The organism is Acinetobacter sp. ANC 4470, assembly GCF_002135335.1.
Classification (GTDB): Bacteria; Pseudomonadota; Gammaproteobacteria; order Pseudomonadales; family Moraxellaceae; genus Acinetobacter.
In genome coordinates this window covers 240,516-263,840 of record NZ_NEGC01000001.1, presented here as the reverse complement: position 1 = coordinate 263,840, position 23,325 = coordinate 240,516, and the positions used below count along the sequence as shown (strand labels likewise).

The following is a 23,325-nucleotide window of genomic DNA, read 5'->3' as shown; positions in this document are numbered from 1 at the left end:
TTAAATACAGCAAATAGGGGTAGGGTGTATTCTATACGAAATAGCCCGCTCAGGCTGTTAAAAGTCTACATAATACGCAGGTGCAACATATGCGTTGCAACAGTATGGCGAATATGGTCTTGTCGATTTTTAAAGTAGCGTTCGGTAATATCATGACCCGATAGATCAGCTACGATTTCATAGCCCATTTTAGCCATTGCCAGATGCAAGCCTTGTGAGCCAAAAGCACCAATTAAAGGTTCTTTTAATAATCGTGTAAATTGTGAAACTGCAAAACTACCGAACTTCTCAAAGCCTTTCAATTCTTTATAATCAATGGAATAGTCCATTACAACTTCGCTTGAAGGTGCAGCAAAAGAAGCAATATTTGCTAAAGTCGCTAATGTTGTTTGTGGTGTTAAATAATGTGTTGTGCCCAACCAAGAAAAAAATCCAGCTTGTTTTTGTTGGTAACTACTACGTGCTAAAGCATCAAATAAGTGCTCTTTTTCAAAATCAATTGCAACAAATTCAACATTGGCAGGGATGGTGCCAAATTTTTTAAGTTTAGCGCGTTTCGCTTTTTGCGTATCTGGATGGTCAACTTCAAAAATTTTAAGCTGAGGATATTTCTCTGCTAAACGTAAAACAAAAGAATCTAAACCGGCACCCACTAAAACATATTGTTGAATATTGTTTTCAATGGCTTGGAGGAGAAGGTCTTCTGTAAATCTTGAGCGTGCAACAACTTGCCCTGTTAGTAAACCTAAGGTGTGATTCATGACATTAGAATTCATTACTTTGGTAAATATAGGAATAGACAGCAATTTACGCCAGCCGAAACTGGTGAGTTCTAATGCATAAGGATCTGAGAAAACAGGTTCTTGTGAATGTAAATAATGATTTGCCCTCAATGCAGCCGCAGCCTCTGCGGTTTTACTTGAACGTCCAGCTTTCATATTTTTTATTCCACATTTCAAAGTTTTTATTCTTGAGTGAGTTTAGCGAATTCAAATTGACTCACAATAGCTAAAATTTTAATTTATGGATTAAATCATATGTTTTTTGCTAAAGAGATGTCTTAAATAAACCTTACTTTTTCAAAGTGGTAGATTCGTAAAACTCCTTTCTTTATAAAGAATAAAAATGTTTTTCCGCTGTAGTGTTGCCTATCTCCTCAAAGAGAAAGGTTGATCAGATATTATGATTGATAAGCGTAATTCCGAATTAGGTGAAAAAACTCCAAAAAGCCTTAAACCAATGTGAAACAAGATTTGGAAACAGAAAACCACAAAGTGCTGAAATAAATACAGTGATTAAGATAATGTTTACTGAACTTGTATGGGTATCAATATAAAAAGACCATGCAACAGCAACCATCACACCTAAGAAGATTCCACCGATTGCATAATAAAAAGTTTGTATTAAGCGTTCATCCATTTTTTATTTTCATAGTATGTTGTTGCTTAAATTATAGTCTAATGAAATATAAAAATCCCCTCAAAAGAGGGGGATTTTGAAAGTGATAAATCTTTAAAAATTAAAGATATTCAACTTTCACAATTTCGTATTCCACTTCACCTTGTGGTGTTGTGATTTTTGCTTCATCGCCTTCGCTTTTACCCAAAAGACCACGAGCAATTGGTGAGTTCACAGAGATCTTATTGATCTTAAAATCTGCTTCGTCATCACCTACAATTTTATAGGTCTTTTTCTCTTCAGTATCTAGGTTTTCAATGGTGACAGTCACACCAAAAACCACCCGACCATTTTGCTCAAGTGATTTAATATCAATTTCTTGAACTGCGCCGAGTTTACCTTCGATATCCTGAATACGACCTTCACAGAAGCCTTGTTGCTCGCGAGCAGCATGGTATTCTGCATTTTCTTTCAAATCCCCATGTTCACGTGCTTCAGCAATTGCAGCAATAATACGTGGACGATCAACCGATTTAAGTTGAAGTAATTCTTTCTCTAAGGCAAGTTTGCCTTCAGGTGTCATAGGATAACGTTTCATTGTTGTCCCTCACAGTTGTTATGTATTAAAAAATACAGATTAAAAATAAAAAAATCCCGCCACCGATAAGGTGGCGGGACCTATCGGATCATGAATTAACCTGCTGTTAAATCTTGCAAGCGATATACATCCATTGGTAATTTAATGGCTAAAGCTTGGCATACAGCATCAGCACCATTCAAAGTCGTGGTGTAATACACTTTACCTTGAAGTGCAGAACGACGAATCGAGAATGAATCTTGCTGCGCTTGTTTACCTTCAGTGGTGTTGATAATGAGGTGAATCTCGCCATTTTTCAAGCGGTCGACGATATTAGGACGACCTTCTGTGACTTTGTTCACACGTTCACATGCAATACCCGCTTCATTGATGATGTCAAAAGTACCACCAGTAGCGATGACTTTGAAACCAAAATCAACCAATTGTTTCGCAATACCCACAACACGAGGTTTGTCTGAATCACGAACCGAGATAAATACGTGTTTCACTTCGCCTTCGGTTGGTTTACCTGGTAAACGATCATTTGAGCCTAACACAGCTTTATAGAACGCTTCACCAAATGAAGTACCCACACCCATTACTTCACCTGTAGATTTCATCTCAGGCCCAAGAACAGGGTCAACGCCAGGGAATTTCGAAAATGGGAATACCGCTTCTTTTACTGCAAAGTGAGTCGGGATGATCTCTTTCATGAATCCTTGAGATTCTAAAGATTGACCCGCCATACAACGTGCAGCAACTTTTGCTAAAGATTCGCCAATACACTTAGACACGAACGGCACAGTACGTGATGCACGTGGGTTCACTTCTAAGATGTAAACGTCATTACCTTTTACAGCAAACTGAACGTTCATCAAACCAATGACACCAAGCTCTTTTGCCATCGCAACGGTTTGACGACGCATTTCGTCCTGAATCTCATTTGAAAGAGAGTAAGGAGGAATCGAACATGCAGAGTCACCTGAGTGAATACCTGCTTGTTCAATATGCTGCATAATACCGCCAATCACAACATCTTTACCGTCAGATACACAGTCTACGTCAACTTCAATTGCATCATCTAAGAAGTGGTCAAGCAGTACAGGTGCTTCGTTCGATGCTTGAACCGCATCACGAAGATAGCGTTTTAGCTCGTCATCGTTGTATACGATTTCCATCGCACGACCACCAAGTACGTATGAAGGGCGTACCACAAGTGGATAACCCACTTTAGACGCTTCAGCCATACCTTCTTCAGCAGATTTAACAATGCTGTTTTTGGGTTGGCGAAGTTGTAAACGTTGAATCATTTGCTGGAAACGTTCACGGTCTTCTGCACGGTCAATTGCATCCGGCGATGTACCGATAATTGGTGCGCCTGCTTCTTCTAAAGCACGAGCCAATTTTAAAGGTGTTTGACCACCGTACTGTACGATAATGCCTTTAGGCTTCTCAATACGTACGATTTCAAGTACATCTTCCAAAGTGATTGGTTCGAAGTACAAACGGTCTGAGGTATCATAGTCAGTTGAAACCGTTTCAGGGTTACAGTTGACCATGATGGTTTCGTAACCGTCTTCACGCATTGCAAGGGCAGCGTGTACACAGCAATAATCGAACTCAATCCCTTGACCAATACGGTTAGGACCGCCACCAATGACCATGATCTTGTCTTTGGTCGATGGATTTGCTTCACATTCTTCATCGTAAGTTGAATACATGTACGCTGTATCAGATTCGAACTCAGCAGCACAGGTATCTACACGTTTGTAAACTGGCATTACGCCTAAGTTCCAACGGTGTTTACGGAATTGTTTCTGTGAAATACCCATCAAGTGTGCAATACGAAGATCCGATAAACCTTTGCGTTTAAATGCACGAACGTTGTCGGCATTTAAATCACCAAAACCAAGTGTTTTTACTTGTTCTTCAGTTTTAACAATGTCTTCAATTTGAATGAGGAACCATTTATCGATATTGGTTGCAGCAAAAACTTCGTCTAAAGTAAAACCATGACGGAAGGCATCCGCGATATACCAAATACGCTCAGGACCTGGAACTTTAAGTTCTTGTAGGATCTTATCTTTCGCGCCTTCTGCACCAACAGCAATTTGTTCGTCAAAACCACAAACGCCAACTTCAAGACCACGAAGCGCTTTTTGCATAGATTCTTGGAAGTTACGACCAATGGCCATCACTTCACCCACAGATTTCATTTGTGTGGTTAGAATTGCTTCAGCTTGTGGGAATTTCTCGAAGTTAAAACGAGGAATTTTGGTTACCACATAGTCAATTGCAGGTTCGAATGACGCAGGTGTTGCACCGCCAGTGATGTCATTTTTCAATTCATCAAGGGTGTAACCGACAGCCAATTTCGCAGCAATTCGTGCAATAGGGAAACCTGTTGCTTTAGATGCAAGCGCAGATGAACGTGATACACGTGGATTCATCTCGATCACAACCATACGACCATCTATCGGATTAATACCGAATTGAACGTTCGAACCACCTGTTTCAACACCAATTTCACGCAGAACAGCAATTGATGCATTACGCATGATTTGGTATTCTTTGTCTGTTAATGTTTGTGCAGGTGCAACAGTGATTGAGTCACCTGTATGCACACCCATTGGGTCGAAGTTTTCAATCGCACAGACGATAATACAGTTGTCGTTTTTGTCACGAACAACTTCCATTTCGTATTCTTTCCAACCAATCAATGATTCATCGATTAAAAGTTGGTGAGTTGGCGATAGGTCGAAACCACGTTCACAGATTTCAATGAATTCGTCACGGTTGTAAGCAATACCACCGCCTGAACCACCCATGGTGAATGATGGACGAATAATTGAAGGGAAGCCCAATTTTGCTTGGATTTCGAATGCTTCTTCCATGTTGCTTGCAACAGCAGCACGTGGGCATTCAAGACCAATACGACGCATCGCATCATCAAACAATTTACGGTCTTCTGCCATTTCAATGGCATCTTTACTCGCACCAATCAATTCAACATTGTATTTCGCTAAAATACCGTGCTCATCCAGTGCAAGCGCACAGTTCAATGCTGTTTGACCACCCATCGTTGGGAGGACAGCATCTGGACGTTCTTTTTCAATAATTTGTGCAACAGTCTGCCAAGTAATCGGTTCGATATACGTAGCATCTGCCATGCTTGGGTCGGTCATAATAGTGGCTGGGTTAGAGTTCACTAAAATAACGCGATAACCTTCTTCACGAAGTGCTTTACATGCTTGTGCACCTGAGTAATCGAACTCACATGCTTGCCCGATCACAATCGGACCTGCACCAATAATTAAGATGCTTTTAATGTCTGTACGTTTAGCCATGATCGCTTCCTTAATTACTTCTTAGATGCTTCGATAAGTTCGATGAAATGATCGAATAATGGTGCACAGTCATGTGGACCAGGGCTTGCTTCAGGGTGACCTTGGAAGCTAAACGCTGGTTTGTCAGTGCGATGCATACCTTGAAGGGTTTGATCGAACAATGATTTGTGCGTCGCTTTTAGGTTTGCAGGTAATGTATCAATATCGACTGCAAAGCCATGGTTCTGAGAAGTAATCATCACTGTACCATCTTCAAGATTTTGTACAGGATGGTTTGCGCCATGGTGACCGTGAGGCATTTTTACCGTTTTAGCGCCAGAAGCAAGGGCTAGAATTTGGTGACCAAGGCAAATACCAAATACGGGTAAATCTGTGGTTTCAACAATGGTTTTTACCGCTTCAATTGCATAATCACATGCAGCTGGATCGCCAGGGCCGTTCGATAAGAACACACCGTCTGGATTTAATGCGAGAACTTTTTCTGCAGGCGTTTGAGCCGGAACTACAGTCAGTTTGCATCCGCGATCTGTCAGCATACGTAAGATGTTGGTTTTGACACCGTAATCATATGCGACAACATGGAATTTAAGTTCAGGTTGAGAGAAGCCTTGACCTAGTGTCCAAGAACCTTCCGTCCATTCAAAACCTTCTGGGTCGCAGCATTCTTTCGCAAGATCTAAACCATCCAAGCCACCAAAAGCACGTGCTTTTTCTAAAGCTTCTGCTTCTGTAATATTTTCACCAGCGAGGATACAACCATTTTGCGCACCTTTCGCACGTAGAATTCGTGTCAATTTACGTGTGTCAATATCAGCAATCGCAACAACATTATGTTGCTCTAGGTATTCACCTAAAGACTGATTAGCACGGAAATTGCTATGCAATAAAGGTAGGTCACGGATAATTAAACCGTTTGCCCATACTTTATGAATTCGACCTGACTCAGCGTCTTCTTCGTTGCAACCTGTATTACCAATATGTGGGTAAGTTAAAGTCACAAGTTGTTGTGCATAACTTGGGTCAGTCAAAATTTCTTGATAGCCAGTCATGGCAGTATTAAAAACGACTTCACCAGTCGTACTACCCGATGCACCGATAGACGTACCTTTAAAGATCGTTCCATCTGCGAGGGCTAAAATGGCGGGAGTGCTCAAACCAAAGCTCCTGAAATTTAGGCTGTAAAAAAGCGAGAAGACGAAAAAAAAGGAAGGCTATTTTTTTAACCAACCCTCCTATGTCTGCTCGCTTGAACTTAACAGCGTATTATACGGATGAAGTGTCTTGAAGTCCATTTAATTTACACTGAATATGCAATATAAATGCCTTGTATTTTGCGTGGGAGTCTGCTTTTAAATTAAGTATATAAAATGTAAGCAAATAAGAATTGTCTGACAAATCAAAAGTTAAATTTTATCAAATAGCGCTAGGCTATAGGCATTGTCTAATAACTATAGGAATATGACCATGACGATAGAGCAGAAACAGGTTAAAGCTAAAACAGCTTTAAAAGACGTGGTAGCTGATAGTGCCGAAAAATTAGAGCAAGTATCTAAAGAAGCCCAGCAAAAAGTAACTGAAGTGGTTGCAGTTGTTACTGACAGTGCTGAAAATTTGGAGCAAGCATCTAAAGAAGCACAACACAAAGTAGCAGAATTGGTTACTGAGTCGGCTGAAAATATTAAGGTTGAAGCGAAAGAATTACAGAGCAATGTACAAGATCAAATCCAAAATTTGAAACAAGATCTTATTCAGCGTATAGAACTCCTTAAAAAGCAATTAAATTTTTCACAAAAAGATTTAGGCGAGTTAAAAGAGTTTGTGAAATCTGAGTTAAATGCCGTTATTAACGATTTATCGAAACTGGGTAAAGAGTTAAAAGAAGATGTCGGTCAAATTTCAGTTAAACATAAAGATCATTTAACTGAAACATTTAAACGTTCGAAAGAGCATACTTTGGAAGCATGGAAAAAAGTGGCTCCACAGAAAGACGAAGCGACTAAACCAGAGAGCAATACAACGCTTAAAAGTTAATTGCGATAATGTAAAAGCAAGATATAAAAAAGTGAGGTGCTATGCCTCACTTTTTTATTTATCGAATATTCATGTTCTGGCTTAGAGTTGATGCAGCCAATCACGTTTATTGTGAAAGTCTGCATTTGGACTACTATGCTGCATCGCGTAGTATTGATTACCTTGCGACGTTTTAAGCACAGCACTTAAGCTTAAAAATAAATTCGACCATTGTAATTTGTGCTTTAACATAAACTCGGTTAAATCCAAATTCACACTTAAACCATAATGTGTGCGTTTGAGTTGATTGAGTTCAATGTCATGCGCTGCTTGCGGAGGCATATCTTCAGGATAACGATATTCCTCAAATTGATAAACCTGCCAAGCTTGTGAAGGTGAGAGGTTAATCTCACGATAGAAATCTTCGCCGTGAACGCCAATAAATATTTCATAACAGGTTTGTTCCCATAAGAAATCTTGACGCGGGTTTCCAACCACCAATTCAGGCCATTGCATGAGTTGATAGGGATCACGTAACCAATAGCCCACATTTAAAGTATGTGGACCTTGTTGTTCAATCGCCCCCACAAGGGAAATAGATTGAAAGCGACGATCAAAAGCGCTAAGTTCGTAACTGGCCATAAAGCTTAGTTAGACAAATTTGCGTGGCGTACAAGGTTTGAAAGTTTTGGATTTTGTTTGGTTGCTTTTTTATAAAGCAATGCAATTTTACCAATGGTTTGCACAACTTCAGCACCAGTTACTTGAGCAATTTCGCTAATTGCAGCAGTACGAGCTTCACGATCTTCACCCGCAATTTTAACTTTGATGAGTTCGTGATCATTTAAAGCGCGGTTTGTTTCTTCAATGACACTTTCAGTCAAACCTTGACCACCAAGCATAACCACAGGGTTAAGCGCATGTCCGATTTGACGCAAACGTTTGCGTTCATGAATTGATAAAGCCGCCATAAAGATAACCTAATTTTAAAAACGGCTTAGTATAACAAATGCCAAGTTTAAACGCTTTATATTCTGTTGAAATAATCCATTTCAATTATCGAAAAAAACATCACCAAAGATTAGATTTAGATACAGATGTATACTGCAAGGCATGTATTTTTCACGTACAATCATGAATTAGAAGTTTTTTATTATTTAGAGAGTTATGGCGACACGCATTACCAACCCAAAGTTATCGAAAAGTAGTCGAGATTGGATGAGAGAGCATTTAGACGATCCTTTTGTGAAAAAAGCGCAAAAGGAAGGTTATCGTGCGCGTGCTGCTTATAAACTGCTTGAAATGCAAGAAAAATACAAAATTATTAAACCGGGTATGACGGTTGTTGACCTTGGTGCTGCACCAGGAAGTTGGTCGCAAATTGCCGGAAAACTGGTGGGGGATAAGGGTTTACTTATCGCTTCGGATATCTTGGAAATGGATGCATTGCCTGATGTAACCTTTTTACAAGGTGACTTCCGCGAGGAAGAAGTTTTCGAAAAATTGTTAAATCTTTTAGATGGACGGACTGTAGACGTTGTAATTTCAGATATGGCCCCCAATACATCAGGTAATAAGGCTGTAGATCAACCTCGTCAAATTTACTTGTGTGAACTTGCTTTAGATTTCGCCAATAAGGTTTTAGGACCTAAAGGTCAATTTGTAGTTAAGGTTTTCCAAGGAATTGGATTTGATGAATTCCGTAAACAAATTGTAGATAGCTTTGATGTACTAAAAACAGCAAAACCTGCTGCTTCGCGTGCCCGTTCGAAAGAAGTATTTTTGATCGGACAAGGGCGTAAGAAGGCTTCTAAATAAAGTTTACTTGCCAAGACGTTAAAAATTGTGCATTTTGTACATTTTTAAAATATTGCAAAAGCTGGTCTTTAGCTTAAATTAAGGTCACCCGTTTTGGGCATGATCAAATTAGATTGATATGGGAATAAAGCTTTGAGCGATCTCTTCAAGAATGCCGTATTGTGGCTGGTTATACTCGGTGTACTGATCCTTATTTTCAGTAACATCAGTGACCGCAATCAACCGACTGCACTGAACTATTCAGAGTTTGTTTCAGCGGTGAATGCTGGTCAAATTAAGCAAGTCACAATTGATGGTGAAAGAATTCGTGGTGAAAAAACAAACGGTTCAGAGTTTGAAAGTATTCGTCCTGCGATTCAAGACCCAGACCTTATGCCAAGCCTCATTAAAAACAATGTTGTCGTAGAAGGTACTGCTCCTGCGCGTCAAGGTTTGTTAATGCAGCTTCTTATCGCTAGCTTCCCTGTACTTTTAATCATTTTGTTATTCATGTTTTTTATGCGCAACATGGGTGGTGGTGCAGGTGGCAAAAGCGGCCCAATGAGTTTTGGTAAATCTAAAGCAAAAATGTTGTCTGAAGATCAAATTAAAGTGACCTTTTCAGATGTTGCTGGCTGTGATGAAGCTAAACAAGAAGTCGTTGAAATTGTCGACTTTTTGAAAGATCCAACCAAATTTAAACGCCTAGGTGCAAGTATTCCACGTGGCGTATTAATGGTCGGTCCTCCGGGTACAGGTAAAACCTTGCTTGCTAAAGCAATCGCAGGTGAAGCTAAAGTTCCATTCTTCAGTATTTCGGGTTCTGACTTTGTTGAAATGTTCGTGGGTGTGGGTGCGTCCCGTGTCCGTGATATGTTTGAACAAGCGAAACGTCATGCACCATGTATCATCTTTATTGATGAGATTGATGCTGTTGGTCGTCACCGTGGTTCGGGTACTGGCGGTGGTAATGACGAACGTGAACAAACGTTGAACCAAATGTTGGTTGAAATGGATGGTTTCGATGGTAATGAAGGTATTATCGTTGTTGCCGCAACCAACCGTGCAGATGTACTGGATAAAGCCTTACTTCGCCCGGGACGTTTTGACCGTCAAGTCATGGTTGGTCTTCCAGACATTAAAGGTCGTGAACAAATTTTAAATGTTCACATGAAGAAATTACCTTCAGTCACGGGTGTGGATGTCAAAGTTCTTGCACGTGGTACGCCAGGTTTTTCTGGTGCAGAATTGGCAAATCTTGTAAACGAAGCGGCATTATTTGCAGCACGTCGTAATAAGAATACTGTCGATATGCACGATTTTGAAGATGCAAAAGATAAGTTGTACATGGGTCCTGAACGTAAATCGATGGTGATTCGTGATGAAGAACGTCGTGCTACGGCTTATCATGAAGCAGGTCATGCGATTGTTGCTGAAAGTTTACCGGGTACAGACCCAGTGCATAAAGTGACGATTATGCCGCGTGGTTGGGCTTTGGGTGTAACTTGGCAGTTACCTGAATTCGACCAAACCAGTCATTATAAAGACAAAATGTTGAATGAACTTTCAATTTTGTTTGGTGGTCGTATTGCTGAAGAAGTATTCATTAATCAAATGTCTACAGGTGCATCGAACGATTTTGAACGTGCAACAAAAATGGCACGTGCAATGGTGACCAAATACGGTATGTCTGACAAGATGGGTGTGATGGTGTATGAAGAAGATGCACAGCAATCATTCATGGGCAGCATCGGTAGTCGCAGTATTTCTGAAACCACACAGTTAGAAGTGGATCGTGAAATTCGCCGTATTTTGGATGAGCAGTACAAAGTGGCACGTGATATCTTAGAAAGTAAGAAAGACATTGCTCATGCTATGGTGAAAGCGTTGATGGAATGGGAAACCATTGATCGTGATCAAGTCCGTGACATCATGGAAGGTCGTGAACCACAACCACCTAAGGTGTATATTGCTGAAGACCCAGTAATTGATGTAACACCAAAGGATGGTCCAGCAACACCACCACCATTACCTGCAAATTAATCAAAAGTTTTATATGTAAAAAAGAGTCTCCATAGAGGCTCTTTTTTATGCTTAAAAGTTAAATCTTTGAAAATATTTCAGTAAGAATAAAAGTAACTCTTGATACACTGTGGCTTAGAACTTTTAGGAGAGTTATTATGCAATTGATGCCATTACCCAAACGAGTATTGCAGTGTGGAGCCTTGAGTTTAGATTTATCTCAACCGCATGTGATGGGGATTCTTAATGTTACTCCCGACTCTTTTAGTGATGGTGGGAAGCATAATACTCAAGACCAAGCTATAGTACATGCGCTGCAAATGATGGCTGATGGCGCGACCGTGATTGATGTGGGTGGGGAATCTACACGGCCAGGGGCGTTAAGTGTTGAGGTTGAAGAAGAAATTCGTCGTGTCGTGCCTGTGGTTAAAGAATTATCCAAGCATAATGTTATTATCTCAATTGATACTTCACAGCCTGAAGTCATAAAGGCTGCGGTAAAAGCAGGTGCACATATTTGGAATGATGTCCGTGCTTTAATACGTCCGAATGCTCTAGTCACCGCAGCTGAGCTGAATATACCCATCATTATTATGCATATGCGTGGTGAACCAACCACGATGAACAACTTGAATCAATATCATGATGTAACGACAGATGTGATGGTGGAATTACAGCAACGTGTTAATGATGCCCTTAAAGTTGGGGTAAAGCCTGAAAATATCATCATTGATCCTGGTTTTGGTTTTGCAAAAAATGCACAGCAAAATCTAAAACTGCTACAAGAGTTTTATAAATTAAACCAAATGGGGTATCCGATTCTATCGGCATTATCTCGTAAGCGTTTTATTGGGGAGGCATTGGGTGGTGCAGACGCTCAAAATCGTGCTGTAGGCTCGATAGTCGCTCATTTGATGAGTATCCAACAAGGTGCTTGTATGGTGCGTGTACATGATGTCAAAGCAACGACAGATGCAATTAAAGTCTGGAAAGCGATGCAGTTGGCTTAAGTTTGGCAAGCCAATTTGATTGGTTCAACTGGCTTGCTTTATTGATTTTTTAGCGCAAAATTACATAAAGGAAGTATGATAAAAATAAAAGTTGTTTATAGTGCAGAAATCTATTGATTTGTTTTTGATAATAACAACTTAGGATAAGTGATAATGTTTAAACTTAAATTTTTGACCGTCACGGTAAGTACATTCATGTTGGCTGCTTGTGGACAAATACCATCTCAGCAAATGAGAATGGGCGAAGTTACGGCATTGTCGATGCCAGCGCCAGCGTTGAAGATTGCTGCATATGAACACTCTCAACTATTGATAGAAAATACCGAAAATTACCAAAAAATAGAAACAAATCCTGTACATCGCGTTGCCCAGCAGCCCATTTCTACATTTAGTATTGATGTGGATACGGGGAGTTATACCAATGTGCGCCGTTTTCTACTTCAAAATGGTCAGCTTCCTCCAGTGGATGCCGTGCGTATTGAGGAAATGGTGAATTATTTTAACTATGATTATCCGAATCCTACTGCTAAAAGTCAGCATCCATTTTCGGTCAATACTGAAACGGTGGATTCACCTTGGCAACCGAATGCCAAAATTATCAGAATTGGGATTAAAGCCAAAGATTTACAGGCGCAGAAATTACCACCCGCAAATTTAGTTTTTCTGATCGATGTTTCCGGAAGTATGGATGCAGAGAATAAATTACCTTTGGTGAAGAAGACGCTACGACTACTCACTGAGCAGTTACGCCCACAAGATCAAGTCACTATCATTACTTATGCCAGTGGTGAGGATCTCGTCTTGGCTCCAACTTCTGGAGTAGAAAAGGATAAAATTTTAAAAGTGATTAATCACTTAAGTGCTGGAGGTGCCACTTCGGGCGAACGGGCGATTCAATTGGCCTATGAGCAGGCGCAGAAATCTTATATTAAAGCAGGGATCAACCGTATTTTAATTGCGACTGATGGTGACTTTAATGTTGGCATTACCGATTTTAATACATTAAAAGGTATGATTGCTGAAAAGCGTAAATCAGGCATTTCATTGACCACTTTGGGTTTTGGTAGTGGTAATTATGATGAGCAGATGATGGAGCAGCTTGCAGATGCAGGTGATGGTAATTATAGCTATATTGATAATGAGCGTGAGGCTAAAAAAGTGTTGCAACGTCAGTTGTCTTCTACTTTAGCAACGGTTGCGCAAGATGTGAAAATACAAGTCGAATTTAACCCAGCGACGGTTAAAGAATATCGTCTGATTGGTTATGAAAATCGCCTGTTAAAAAATGAAGATTTTAATAATGACCAAGTCGATGCAGGGGATATTGGTGCAGGACATACCGTTACTGCACTCTATGAAATTATTCCTGTAGGGCAAAAAGGTTGGTTAAATTCATCACGCTATCAAGCCGCATCTACAGCTTTGGCCTCACTTAAACATGAGTATGCTGATGTGAATTTACGTTATAAATTGCCTAACCAAACACAAAGTATCTTGCTGAACTCTCCTGTACAGATTGCCAGTAAGCCTCTGGCACAGGCCACTACAGATACCCGTTTTGCTATTGCAGTTGCCGCGTATGGACAGCAACTACGAGGTGGTCAGTACAATGCAAATATGCAATGGGATGAAATTTTACGCTTAGCGAAAAGTGCTGAAAAACCGGATACATTTGGCTTGCGTGAAGAATTTATTGATTTATTAAAAATAGCAAAAAGTTTAAGTTCAGAACAGAAAAAATCGTAGATGTTGGGCTGTTTGAAGTGATATAAACGAGCAGATGGAAATTTGTTCGTTTTTTCATTTGGTAAAATGTAAAGTTTGTGTTATACAGGCTCGCTTTAATGCGTGTCTTTTTTGAGTTTTATATGTTTGAAGATTTACTTCTCCCTATGTTTGATGATAAATATTATCCAGATATTCTTGTCGCTGAAGTTAAACAGATCATTAAGCAGTTTGCGAAGAAAATAGCAAAAACGGATCTAACTGAAGTTGAAATTTACCGTTTTGCTGCTGAAACCGTTGTGTTCATTAATAAAATGAAGCCTCAGTTTGATGATCTTGATTCATCGTTAGATGACACGGCAGCGGATTATATCGCTGAAGCGATGATGATGGTGGCGCAAGATAATGGCTACATGAATATTGAAATGGAAGAATTGGTATCGAATAGAGAGTGGTAATTCACTCTTTTTTTAAAGTTTATTTAAATCCGACAAAAAATCTGAAAGATGACAACTTTCTTTAAGATGTACGTCTGATATCTCATCCACGATTAAATGATATCTTTCATTTTTTTCATCAACGCTGGCTTTAAGACTGAGCCAAAAATGAGCGTCTTGTTTTAGTAATTTTCGAATAGTTTCTTCATCTTGAGTATGGTTGAAATCAAGTAAATATTGATTCTTGGCTAAATTACACCGTTGTAAGATCAGTTGATTTTTATCTTGTGTGATTGTTCCAGAAAATAAATCATAAATAACATCTACCTTTTCTGTTACGACTAATTCTTTAGCGTGGCTAGAAGGAGAGGTAATGAGTAAAAAGAAGCTGATATAGAGTAGATGTTGTAATCTGTTGAGATGCATAGTTTTTATTTTTTGTTCTGTATTTGATAATATTTTAATAATTTAGACATAAAAAAACCAGCATAAGCTGGGATTTTTATTGCACCATTTTAAGAAGTATTAAAATGGTGCCCGAGGCCAGACTCGAACTGGCACGCTTTGTGGGCGGGGGATTTTAAATCCCCTGTGTCTACCGATTTCACCACTCGGGCATGAGCGCAATAATAGAGGACGAATGAAAACTTGGCAAGTATCTTCGCGTTTATTTGCTTTCTTTTCAATCAATTCATGTGCTTATCTATCAAAATTCTTTATTTTTACTCAAAAAAATAAATTGTCATGATTCTTTCATAGAATTGAGATCATAAAGAAACAATCCTTTTTTATATTAAAAGAATAAAAAATAAGGAAAAATATGATGTCTTTGAAAATATCACGCCGTGAACTTCTGCAAAAATCATTAGCCAGTTTTGGGGCTTTATCTTTACCAATTTCACTGACTGCTTGTGGTGGGAATTCTGATGATGGAATGCAATCTGACAGTGTGAAAGCAGATTTTTTACATGGTGTTGCCAGTGGTGACCCTTTAAAAGATAAAGTCATCTTATGGACGCGTCTTACACCGAATGATGTATCTCTGCGTTTAGAGGTCATTTGGGAAATTGCTTTAGATCAAAAATTCAGCCAATTGATTAATTCTGGCAAAGTTCAAACTGCACAAGCACAAGATTTTACCGTAAAAGTTGATGCCAGTAAATTAAGATCAAATCAGCGCTATTACTACCGATTCCGTTATGGCAATGTTATTTCGCCTATAGGGCAAACCAAAACATTACCTGAAAGTAGCAATACGATGAGTTTTGCGGTCTGTTCTTGTTCTAACTATCCAGCAGGTTACTTTCATGTTTATCAAGAAATAGCCAAACAGGATGTAGACGTGGTAATTCATCTGGGAGACTATATTTATGAATATGGTAAAGGTGGGTATGCCACAGAAGATGCTGCTAAATTGGGGCGAGAGTTAGCTGTAGATAATAATAAAGAAATGATTATATTAGACGATTATCGTAAACGTTATGCTTTGTATCGCAAGGATATAGATTTACAGACTGTACATCAGCGTCATCCCTTTATTGTGATTTGGGATGATCATGAACTGGCGAATGATACATGGAAAGATGGCGCGGAAAATCATACCGAAGAAGTAGAAAGTAATAAAAATGAAGGTAAATTTATAGAGCGTAAAATTGCAGCACTTCAAGCTTATTTTGAATGGATGCCTATACGTCCTGTTTCAGACAATGATCATTTAAATATTTATCGTCAATTTAATTTTGGCACATTGGTACAGTTGACTATGTTAGATACGCGCGTTTTAGCGCGTGATCGACAGTTAGATTATGCTGACTATATGACCGTGCAGGGGATGAATTTTCAGCGTTTTCAAGAAGATTTAAATCATCCAATGCGGACGTTAATGGGCAATAAGCAATTACTGTGGTTACAGGCTCAATTAGAACAATCTACAGCGACTTGGAATGTACTCGGTCAACAAGTACTGATGAGTAAAATGCTGATTCCTGCGGAACTTTTGCTGCCGTTAAGCCAGATGGATATTGTGGTCTTAAACCAAAAAATTCCAGAATTAGTTACGTTGAAAATGCGAGCTTTACAGGGTGATCCAAGCCTAACAGAAATAGAAAAATCACGTTTAACTTTGGTAGCGCCCTACAATTTAGATGCTTGGGATGGTTATGCTGCGGAACGTGAAACACTCTATGCGACCTTGAGGAAAGTTGATAAAAAGGTCGTGGTTTTAGCTGGTGATACGCACAATGCATGGGCGTCGGATTTACATAACCAAAGTGGTGAGCATGTGGGGTTGGAGCTGGCGACCAGTTCCGTGTCTTCACCAGGGATGGAGAAATATTTAAATATTCCTTTGGTACAATTACAGCAATTTGAATTGGCTTTTAGAACCTTAATTGATGAACTAAATTATTGTAATTTGAATCAACGTGGCTATTTAACCGTGCATTTTACTGCACAGCAGATGCAAGCAAATTGGGTATTTGTGAATACGATTAAAGACAGACAGTATATTGTCGATCATGATCGTTCTTATCAAGTTTTGGTCGACAGAACGCTCAATGATATAAACGTCGAACAAAAAATTGCTTAACCTTTGCTGTTTAAAATCTGGGTAGGGAAACTCGGTTTTTGGCGCTACATTAAGCTGTCTAAATAGGTTTCGACATCAACATGTTTATGGGTTTTGCATAGTTCATTTTCATAACGAATTAGCTGAATATAAAGGTCAATAAATTGTTGTTCTTGTTGCTGAAGTGCCTTGAGTGCTTTTGAGTTTTTAGCACTGAATAGTCTTTTTAGTTTAATTTTTAAAATTTGTTTATATGACCAAAAACAGATTCGACGTGTTTCTTGTAGATAAAAATATTGTTCATTTTGGGTGCCTTCACGGAACATGTTTTCTTTATAAAAGCGTACAAAACCAAAACTTAAGGCAAGGAAAAATAGAATAATCTGTAAAAAAACACTTTCAATATAGGCGATGTTAATGGCTTGGAGCAGAATAAGCGCTGCTAATTTAATCGGGGTATGGCGAAGTTGTTGATATAAAGAAGTTGAACTATGTTTGATTTGTTTGATTACCAATGGGGTGTAAAGCATAAGCAATAACATGATGGCTAAAACGGCGATGCCATAGGAGCGAAAGTGATTAAATTGTGGTAATTGAACCGAAATGAAATGACCCAGACTCATTGAAAGAGAGATAAAAATCATTGCTGCAAGAACCCAAGGAATTAGTTCTTTAAGTTCATCTAAAATGCCTTTAGTTTTGATCATACTATAAAACAAAAAATTTCTTTTAAAGGCGGATGGGTGTTGTTCCCGCATTTCTTTTAAAAAAAGCGCAGTTTGTTTGTTGCTGATCATAAGAATTAAAGGCACATAAAAATGAATTGTAATATAAATGATTTAATGCCATTTGGTAGAAAAAAGTGGCGCTACCATAATATAAATCAGCAATAAAACGATGTTATTTTTATTTTTAGGGGAATGCAAAGTTAGGTTCTCGGGATTTCGGAGAATTAATTTACAATATTATTTTATTTGAAAATCGTTAATCGGGGTCATCATTTAGATAAATTAGTTTTGTTAGTAATCAAGTTGTTTTAGGGATTATTTTAGCGGTGCTATGCGTGAAGAATACGTTGAACTAGATTTTATTCCTGTATTCAATGATGATTTATGCGAAAATAGTGCTTTATTATTTTGTCCAAGGACAGTTCATGACTGATCAATCTCCTGAATCTTTAAGCGATATCGAAATTTTAGACATTTTACAGTCCATGAAAAACGATGAGCTGAATACTGAAGCGAAAGAGATTATCTTGAATGGTGGTAAAGCGGGTCGTCAAGAAGCACATAAACAAGCAATTGTTGCTTTGCATAATACTTTTGAAAAAAACTTTGTTGAAGCAGTTACTTTGGCATTGGGGTTAAATGCAGGACAAGCGAAAAAGATTAAATATAAAAAAGATCGTATCCGTATTTTGAAAGTACGTGGTATTGATTATATGGCGATTGATGGCGCTGAAACTGCTCAGGTTTTATCACAAGTTGCACAAGCAATTGTTCGTGAAGATGCCATTGTAACGAATGGTCTACACAATATTTTCCCATTTTGGAAAGAAGGCTGGCCAATGGTGCAGTTTGATAATGCCTACAATATTTTAGAAGCTGATATTCAAATTCACTATGATCTGGTGATTGAAAGCTTGATTGAACACTTTAGATAATCTTTGTAAACTGTTAAAAAGCACCTTTATGAAGGTGCTTTTTTTCTGACTAATTTTTAAGACAGGGTTGAGTAGAATGGGAAGACGCCAAAAATGATGGCGGCAAACATCATCACTAAACAGGTAAGAATTGCCCATTTAATAGCAAATCTTTGATGTTGTCCTAAATCAATTCCAGCTAAGCCACACAGAAGGTATGTAGAGGGAACTAAAGGAGATAGTAAATGCACAGGTTGACCTACAATTGATGCACGTGCCATTTCAACAGGGGTAATACCGTAATGTAATGCAGCCTCAGAAAGAACTGGAAGAACACCATAGTAGAATGCATCATTTGACATAAAGAAGGTCAAAGGCATGCTCAGGACAGCAGTAATGGGTGCAAGAAATGGCCCCATACTTTTTGGAATAATGGAGACTAACTCTTTGGACATGGCGTCAACCATACCTGTACCTGCCAAAACACCAGTAAAGATACCCGCTGCAAAAATAATACCGACTACGTTTAAAGCACTACCTGCATGATGTGCAATTAAGTCTTTTTGCATGTTGAGATCTTTATAATTTACGACCAGTGCAATACATAAGGCAATCATGAAGAGTATAGGCATAGGCAATACGCCTTTAACCAAGCAAATCATTAAGCCTACAGTCAATAAAGCATTAAACCATCTTAAGTGAGCACGATTGGCTTCTGGGTTTGAAGAGATTTGAATATTATCACCATGACTGATATCCAGTTCAATAATCCCTAAACGTTTACGTTCCATACGACCGTACATATAGCCCATAAAATAGACCCATGCAATTGCGCAAAGCATTGGAATAATCATAGGAACAAATACATCACTTGGATCTACATGAAGTGCACTAGCTGCACGGGCAGTAGGACCACCCCATGGGGTAAGATTCATAATGCCACTTGAAAGCATCATCAAGCAGGCCATCACCAGTGGGCTCATTCCTAAGCGTTTATATAGCGGCAGCATAGCAGCTACACAGATCATATAAGTAGTTGAACCATCACCATCTAGCGAAACGATCAGCGTTAGAGTAATTGTACCCAACGTAACTTTTAATGGATCGCCTTTGACCAGTCGTAAAATCCATTTAACGGATGGATCAAACAAACCTGTATCAATCATGATGGCAAAATATAAGATAGCAAATAAAAGCATGACTCCTGTAGGTGCAAGTTTTTTAACACCATCCAGCATCATGTCGCCAATATTTTGAATTTCGATGTGACTTAAGCTGTCAAAGTAGAAACCTAATCCATAGGCAATGAGAGCAAATATTACGGGAATCAGAGTAAGTGCAACGAGCGCACTCATACGTCTGGTCATGATTAAATACATGAAGCATAGAATCATACCAAGACCTAATAGGGTCAACATGGAAAATCAGTCCTTTGAAATATAGTAATATTGGCTTATAAATTTAAAATCTTAATTGGGGCCTGATGTTAAGACATGTATAAGTAAAACTAAACAACTGAATGAAAATAGTAATTTTTTTGCTATAAAGTAGAAAAATATTATTTAATTACAGTATGTTATGATTTTATTCTGACGTTTTTTCTACTTCATTGTTAAAAATAGATGGATTTTTAATCATATTAACGATGGCGAAAATACATTTAATATTATCGTTTGTTGCGAGCCATTGATTAGAAGAGAGGGGATTTAAAAGTTTTTATTAAAAAATAAACCCATCACAAGAATGGGTTTATATATGCGTCATTTTTGATTACACCTGTTGCTTAGGTAAATACAAAATTATGTGGGGTGTTGTTCAGATTCTTCATTTTCTGTTGGTTTTTCCAGTAAGCGTGTAACCAACAATTGGTCAATCTTGAAATGGTCAACATCGACGACTTCAAATTTATAACCATCAAAAATCACAGCATCGGCAGGACGTGGAATTTTGCGTAACTTATACATCATGAAACCCGCGATGGTCTCATAATTTTCATCATCTGGCATTTCATTAATTTCAAGCGCATGCTTGATATCTTCAATTGGTGTACTGCCATCAATCAGCCATGAATTGTTATCACGTTTAATGATTTGCTGATCGGCTTCAATTGGAATAACCCAGTCACCCATGACAGTAATCATGATGTCTGAAAGGGTAATCACACCAACAACCAAGGCATATTCGTTAATAACGACTGCAAATTTCTCTTTGGTTGAACGGAAACGATCCAGTAATTCAGACAAGGTTAAAGTATCTGGAATAGTCAGTACGTTACGAATGGTATTTTCGTTCAATTGTAGTAAAGACTGATTATTGAGAATACGCACTAAAATATCTTTGGCGTCAATATAGCCAATCACATCATCAATATTTTCACTACACACCACAAATTTAGAATATGGATATTCTGCAAGTTTTTGGCGAATGCTCGCTTCAGATTCTTTTAAAGTAAAAAATACCACATTTTCACGTGTGGTCATACTTGAAGGGACATTACGTTCTTCAAGTTCAAATACATTTTCAATAAAATGATGTTCTTGCTTTTGTAGCACACCCGCTTGTGCACCAGCGTCCATGACGGCTGAAATATCTGCGAAGGTAATATTGTCGTCACGAATCGTATTGACTTTAAACAAGCGGAACAATAAATTCGCGATGGCATTAATCACCCAAGCCAGTGGTTTGCAGACCTTAATAAAGATTTGAATTGGGTTAATAACCGATACCGCAATTTTTTCTGGTGCAATCATCGCCAAGCGTTTTGGCATTAAATCTGCAAAAAGAATAAAAAGTGAGGTCACTAAGGTAAAGGAGAGCGCAAAGCCAATCGTTTCTGTCCAAGGACCTTGATAAACACGATCAATAAAAGTGACGAAATAGGGACGAAAGGCAGCTTCACCTAAAATACCACCCAGAATGGCAACGGCATTTAAGCCAATTTGTGAAGCAGCAAAGAAATCAGCAGATTGTGCTTGTAGATCTAAAACTTTCTGTGCGCGTTCATCGCCAGATTCAACAAGAATTTTAAGTTTGACTTTACGTGCACCGGCAAGGGCAATCTCAGTTAAAGAGAGAAAACCGGCTCCCGCAATCAGTATTACGATGATGAGGATATTCTGGAAAAGGCTCACGAATCCACCTGTAGATCATCATTATTATGGAGTATTTTTAACACAAAAGGACTAGAGGTAGTAAGGAAATTACTACCTCAGTGAGCACAGTATAGGCTTAAAAAAGAATAATTTAAGAATTTTTCTGTTTAATAGTGAGAAAACTGTGAGTTATTGGTAAGGAATTCACGATTTTCTTCTTCAATCATTTGACGAGCCACGTACAGAATAAGCTGACGTAACCAGCGATGTGCAGGATGATGATGCAATAACGGACACCAAGCCATTTTTAATTCAAATTCAGGAATATAGAACGGTGGGTCTTTAATAAGTAAATTTGAATTGTTTGATTGTAGATGTGCAATACGGCTTGGTAGTGTTGCAATTAAATCGACATTCGAAGCCAAAAGTGCAGGCATTTGATAATGACGAGTAAAAACTGAAATCTTTCGTTTTTGACCAATACGCTCTAGTGCTTGATCAATCCAACCCAATCCAGCTTGTTTATCAGGATTTACGCCGAAGCCAACGCCCATACCCGTTTTAGAGACCCAAATATGTTGTGCATCTAGATAGCTTTTGAGATTGAGATTGGTCGCAGCAGGGTGTTTGTTATTCAGCAAACAGGAAAAACTGTCACGCCAAACCAAGACTTGGTGAAAACTTTGTGGAATTTCATTAAAGCGGTTAATGGCTAAATCAACTTTACCTTGTTCCATGTCACGGTATGACACGTCACTTGGAGTTAAAAAGTCAAGAACAACATTGGGAGCTTCGGAGCGTAAGGCTTTGACTAGGCGAGGGACAAGAGTCGCTTCAGCATAGTCGGAGGTCATAATACGGAAAACACGGTTAGATGTATAAGGACGAAATTCGGTACGTGGTTCCAATATCATGGATAAATCAGACAAGGCATCACGGATACGGGGTTGAAGTTCTAGTGCACGTTCTGTTGGGGTCATACCTTCAGAAGAGCGAATAAGGAGAGGATCATTAAATAAATTACGTAAACGACGTAAAATATTACTCATAGCTGGTTGGGTGACACCCAATTGTTCTGCTGCGCGGGTTACATTTTTTTCACGTAAAAGTACATCGAGGTAAATTAATAGATTGAGGTCGACACGCTCCAGATTCATATAAAAAATACCGATAATCAAGCCATGAAATTGTGTTGATTATGCCATAAGCAGTAAGGCTTGTGTAGAAAGGCGCAGAAAAAAACAGCATAACGATGTAAATATAAAGCGAGTTTTGAGGATAAATGAATTCAGCAAATCACAGACATCGTTTAGACTTTATTTACTTCATTTTCATCTATAACAGCATGGATCTTATTTGAGGGAAGAGCTGTATATGAGTAAGCAAAAGCTATGCTTGTATTTCGTCGTACAGATTGTTTGGAACAGCGAATTAAGCACAAAAATAAGCTTGGCTAGAGCTAAGATAAGACATGGCATCATAAGGTGAGACTTAAGTCTAATAGTGATAAAGAAAATGAACTGATGATTCACTATACAATTGTAGTGTATTTCTGTTTTTAATAAATGTTTTAAAAATATATACTTATGGTTTTTTAAGATAATCATAATACGACTTTGATCTACATATTTTTTAAATAAATACTGAAAATTAACACAGGATATTGGATTAATTTTTTGACTCGCTCTAAGCTGTGCCCATA

Annotated in this window: 20 protein-coding genes and 1 tRNA gene; 8 read left to right on the top strand and 13 right to left on the bottom strand. The window is 38.5% G+C overall.

The genetic code is table 11. The features are described 5' to 3' along the window. Nucleotides 1-65: 65 nt before the first annotated feature. From B9T25_RS01215 to carA, 5 genes are all read right to left on the bottom strand, one after another. The gene (locus B9T25_RS01215) at nucleotides 66-938 is read right to left on the bottom strand and encodes a class I SAM-dependent methyltransferase (protein WP_086186676.1); all 873 of its coding nucleotides are present in this window, start codon (nucleotides 936-938) and stop codon (nucleotides 66-68) included. A 268-nt stretch (nucleotides 939-1,206) separates the two neighbouring features. Continuing rightward, on the bottom strand, nucleotides 1,207-1,419 hold the full coding sequence (locus B9T25_RS01210; protein ID WP_086186675.1) for a hypothetical protein: 213 nt from the start codon (nucleotides 1,417-1,419) through the stop codon (nucleotides 1,207-1,209). 100 nt (nucleotides 1,420-1,519) lie between these two features. Beyond that, on the bottom strand, nucleotides 1,520-1,996 hold the full coding sequence (gene greA / locus B9T25_RS01205) for a transcription elongation factor GreA (protein ID WP_086186674.1): 477 nt from the start codon (nucleotides 1,994-1,996) through the stop codon (nucleotides 1,520-1,522). A gap of 95 nt (nucleotides 1,997-2,091) precedes the next feature. After that, nucleotides 2,092-5,322 carry a carbamoyl-phosphate synthase large subunit gene (gene carB, locus B9T25_RS01200; RefSeq protein ID WP_086186673.1) on the bottom strand — a complete coding sequence of 1,077 codons (3,231 nt, stop codon included), beginning with the start codon at nucleotides 5,320-5,322 and terminating at the stop codon, nucleotides 2,092-2,094. Nucleotides 5,323-5,336: 14 nt separating this feature from the next. Then, nucleotides 5,337-6,476 (bottom strand): glutamine-hydrolyzing carbamoyl-phosphate synthase small subunit, encoded by a 1,140-nt coding sequence (carA, locus tag B9T25_RS01195; RefSeq protein ID WP_086186672.1) that lies wholly within the window; start codon nucleotides 6,474-6,476, stop codon nucleotides 5,337-5,339. 310 nt (nucleotides 6,477-6,786) lie between these two features. Here carA and B9T25_RS01190 point away from each other — a divergent pair, with 310 nt between their 5' ends. Continuing rightward, nucleotides 6,787-7,353, top strand: coding sequence for a hypothetical protein (locus B9T25_RS01190; RefSeq protein ID WP_086186671.1), 567 nt, complete (start codon nucleotides 6,787-6,789; stop codon nucleotides 7,351-7,353). An 81-nt stretch (nucleotides 7,354-7,434) separates the two neighbouring features. Here B9T25_RS01190 and B9T25_RS01185 read toward each other — a convergent pair whose 3' ends face one another. Together B9T25_RS01185 and yhbY are read right to left on the bottom strand one after the other, a co-directional pair. After that, nucleotides 7,435-7,974 (bottom strand): DOMON-like domain-containing protein, encoded by a 540-nt coding sequence (locus tag B9T25_RS01185; protein WP_086186670.1) that lies wholly within the window; start codon nucleotides 7,972-7,974, stop codon nucleotides 7,435-7,437. Between the two features lie 5 nt (nucleotides 7,975-7,979). Then, nucleotides 7,980-8,303, bottom strand: coding sequence for a ribosome assembly RNA-binding protein YhbY (gene yhbY / locus B9T25_RS01180; RefSeq protein ID WP_086186669.1), 324 nt, complete (start codon nucleotides 8,301-8,303; stop codon nucleotides 7,980-7,982). A 196-nt stretch (nucleotides 8,304-8,499) separates the two neighbouring features. Between yhbY and rlmE the strand changes: the two genes are divergently transcribed. The 5 genes from rlmE (at nucleotide 8,500) to B9T25_RS01155 (ending at nucleotide 14,344) form a co-directional block, all read left to right on the top strand. Next, complete coding sequence (gene rlmE, locus B9T25_RS01175; protein WP_086186668.1) at nucleotides 8,500-9,150, top strand: 23S rRNA (uridine(2552)-2'-O)-methyltransferase RlmE; 651 nt, start codon at nucleotides 8,500-8,502, stop codon at nucleotides 9,148-9,150. A 132-nt stretch (nucleotides 9,151-9,282) separates the two neighbouring features. Beyond that, nucleotides 9,283-11,172, top strand: a complete 1,890-nt coding sequence (gene ftsH, locus B9T25_RS01170; protein WP_086186667.1) for an ATP-dependent zinc metalloprotease FtsH — start codon at nucleotides 9,283-9,285, stop codon at nucleotides 11,170-11,172. A 137-nt stretch (nucleotides 11,173-11,309) separates the two neighbouring features. Continuing rightward, entirely contained in the window at nucleotides 11,310-12,161 is an 852-nt protein-coding gene (folP, locus tag B9T25_RS01165) for a dihydropteroate synthase (protein ID WP_086186666.1), read from the top strand. A 153-nt stretch (nucleotides 12,162-12,314) separates the two neighbouring features. Beyond that, entirely contained in the window at nucleotides 12,315-13,907 is a 1,593-nt protein-coding gene (locus tag B9T25_RS01160) for a vWA domain-containing protein (RefSeq protein ID WP_086186665.1), read from the top strand. Between the two features lie 122 nt (nucleotides 13,908-14,029). Beyond that, nucleotides 14,030-14,344 carry a DUF5713 family protein gene (locus B9T25_RS01155; RefSeq protein ID WP_086186664.1) on the top strand — a complete coding sequence of 105 codons (315 nt, stop codon included), beginning with the start codon at nucleotides 14,030-14,032 and terminating at the stop codon, nucleotides 14,342-14,344. A 12-nt stretch (nucleotides 14,345-14,356) separates the two neighbouring features. Here B9T25_RS01155 and B9T25_RS01150 read toward each other — a convergent pair whose 3' ends face one another. Together B9T25_RS01150 and B9T25_RS01145 are read right to left on the bottom strand one after the other, a co-directional pair. Further along, the gene (locus B9T25_RS01150) at nucleotides 14,357-14,749 is read right to left on the bottom strand and encodes a hypothetical protein (RefSeq protein ID WP_086186663.1); all 393 of its coding nucleotides are present in this window, start codon (nucleotides 14,747-14,749) and stop codon (nucleotides 14,357-14,359) included. Between the two features lie 105 nt (nucleotides 14,750-14,854). After that, nucleotides 14,855-14,940 (bottom strand) — tRNA-Leu (locus tag B9T25_RS01145). Between the two features lie 206 nt (nucleotides 14,941-15,146). On the opposite strand from B9T25_RS01145, the gene B9T25_RS01140 reads away from it, so the two are divergent. Then, a complete protein-coding gene (locus B9T25_RS01140) occupies nucleotides 15,147-16,910 on the top strand; it encodes an alkaline phosphatase D family protein (protein WP_086186662.1) in 1,764 nt (587 codons plus the stop codon). 44 nt (nucleotides 16,911-16,954) lie between these two features. On the opposite strand, the gene B9T25_RS01135 is transcribed toward B9T25_RS01140, so the two are convergent. After that, nucleotides 16,955-17,596 (bottom strand): hypothetical protein, encoded by a 642-nt coding sequence (locus B9T25_RS01135; protein WP_228146836.1) that lies wholly within the window; start codon nucleotides 17,594-17,596, stop codon nucleotides 16,955-16,957. 446 nt (nucleotides 17,597-18,042) lie between these two features. On the opposite strand from B9T25_RS01135, the gene B9T25_RS01130 reads away from it, so the two are divergent. Continuing rightward, nucleotides 18,043-18,552 (top strand): hypothetical protein, encoded by a 510-nt coding sequence (locus B9T25_RS01130; RefSeq protein WP_086186661.1) that lies wholly within the window; start codon nucleotides 18,043-18,045, stop codon nucleotides 18,550-18,552. Nucleotides 18,553-18,608: 56 nt separating this feature from the next. Here the strand turns inward: B9T25_RS01130 and B9T25_RS01125 are convergent, their stop codons facing one another. The 3 genes from B9T25_RS01125 to B9T25_RS01115 all read right to left on the bottom strand — a co-directional run bounded on the left by B9T25_RS01125 (nucleotide 18,609) and on the right by B9T25_RS01115 (nucleotide 22,780). Continuing rightward, nucleotides 18,609-19,949: a CitMHS family transporter gene (locus tag B9T25_RS01125; protein WP_086186660.1), complete on the bottom strand. Its 1,341-nt coding sequence runs from the start codon at nucleotides 19,947-19,949 to the stop codon at nucleotides 18,609-18,611. A 381-nt stretch (nucleotides 19,950-20,330) separates the two neighbouring features. Further along, nucleotides 20,331-21,662, bottom strand: a complete 1,332-nt coding sequence (locus B9T25_RS01120; RefSeq protein WP_086186659.1) for a hemolysin family protein — start codon at nucleotides 21,660-21,662, stop codon at nucleotides 20,331-20,333. A gap of 128 nt (nucleotides 21,663-21,790) precedes the next feature. Further along, entirely contained in the window at nucleotides 21,791-22,780 is a 990-nt protein-coding gene (locus B9T25_RS01115) for a LysR family transcriptional regulator (protein WP_086186658.1), read from the bottom strand. Nucleotides 22,781-23,325: the final 545 nt, after the last annotated feature.

Coding starts and splice junctions, on each gene's coding strand:
- B9T25_RS01215 (WP_086186676.1), bottom strand. CDS start 938: ATGAAAGCTGGACGTTCAAGTAAAACCGCAGAGGCTGCGGCTGCATTG.
- B9T25_RS01210 (WP_086186675.1), bottom strand. CDS start 1,419: ATGGATGAACGCTTAATACAAACTTTTTATTATGCAATCGGTGGAATC.
- greA (WP_086186674.1), bottom strand. CDS start 1,996: ATGAAACGTTATCCTATGACACCTGAAGGCAAACTTGCCTTAGAGAAA.
- carB (WP_086186673.1), bottom strand. CDS start 5,322: ATGGCTAAACGTACAGACATTAAAAGCATCTTAATTATTGGTGCAGGT.
- B9T25_RS01190 (WP_086186671.1), top strand. CDS start 6,787: ATGACGATAGAGCAGAAACAGGTTAAAGCTAAAACAGCTTTAAAAGAC.
- B9T25_RS01185 (WP_086186670.1), bottom strand. CDS start 7,974: ATGGCCAGTTACGAACTTAGCGCTTTTGATCGTCGCTTTCAATCTATT.
- yhbY (WP_086186669.1), bottom strand. CDS start 8,303: ATGGCGGCTTTATCAATTCATGAACGCAAACGTTTGCGTCAAATCGGA.
- rlmE (WP_086186668.1), top strand. CDS start 8,500: ATGGCGACACGCATTACCAACCCAAAGTTATCGAAAAGTAGTCGAGAT.
- folP (WP_086186666.1), top strand. CDS start 11,310: ATGCAATTGATGCCATTACCCAAACGAGTATTGCAGTGTGGAGCCTTG.
- B9T25_RS01160 (WP_086186665.1), top strand. CDS start 12,315: ATGTTTAAACTTAAATTTTTGACCGTCACGGTAAGTACATTCATGTTG.
- B9T25_RS01155 (WP_086186664.1), top strand. CDS start 14,030: ATGTTTGAAGATTTACTTCTCCCTATGTTTGATGATAAATATTATCCA.
- B9T25_RS01150 (WP_086186663.1), bottom strand. CDS start 14,749: ATGCATCTCAACAGATTACAACATCTACTCTATATCAGCTTCTTTTTA.
- B9T25_RS01140 (WP_086186662.1), top strand. CDS start 15,147: ATGTCTTTGAAAATATCACGCCGTGAACTTCTGCAAAAATCATTAGCC.
- B9T25_RS01135 (WP_228146836.1), bottom strand. CDS start 17,596: ATGATCAAAACTAAAGGCATTTTAGATGAACTTAAAGAACTAATTCCT.
- B9T25_RS01130 (WP_086186661.1), top strand. CDS start 18,043: ATGACTGATCAATCTCCTGAATCTTTAAGCGATATCGAAATTTTAGAC.
- B9T25_RS01125 (WP_086186660.1), bottom strand. CDS start 19,949: ATGTTGACCCTATTAGGTCTTGGTATGATTCTATGCTTCATGTATTTA.
- B9T25_RS01115 (WP_086186658.1), bottom strand. CDS start 22,780: ATGAATCTGGAGCGTGTCGACCTCAATCTATTAATTTACCTCGATGTA.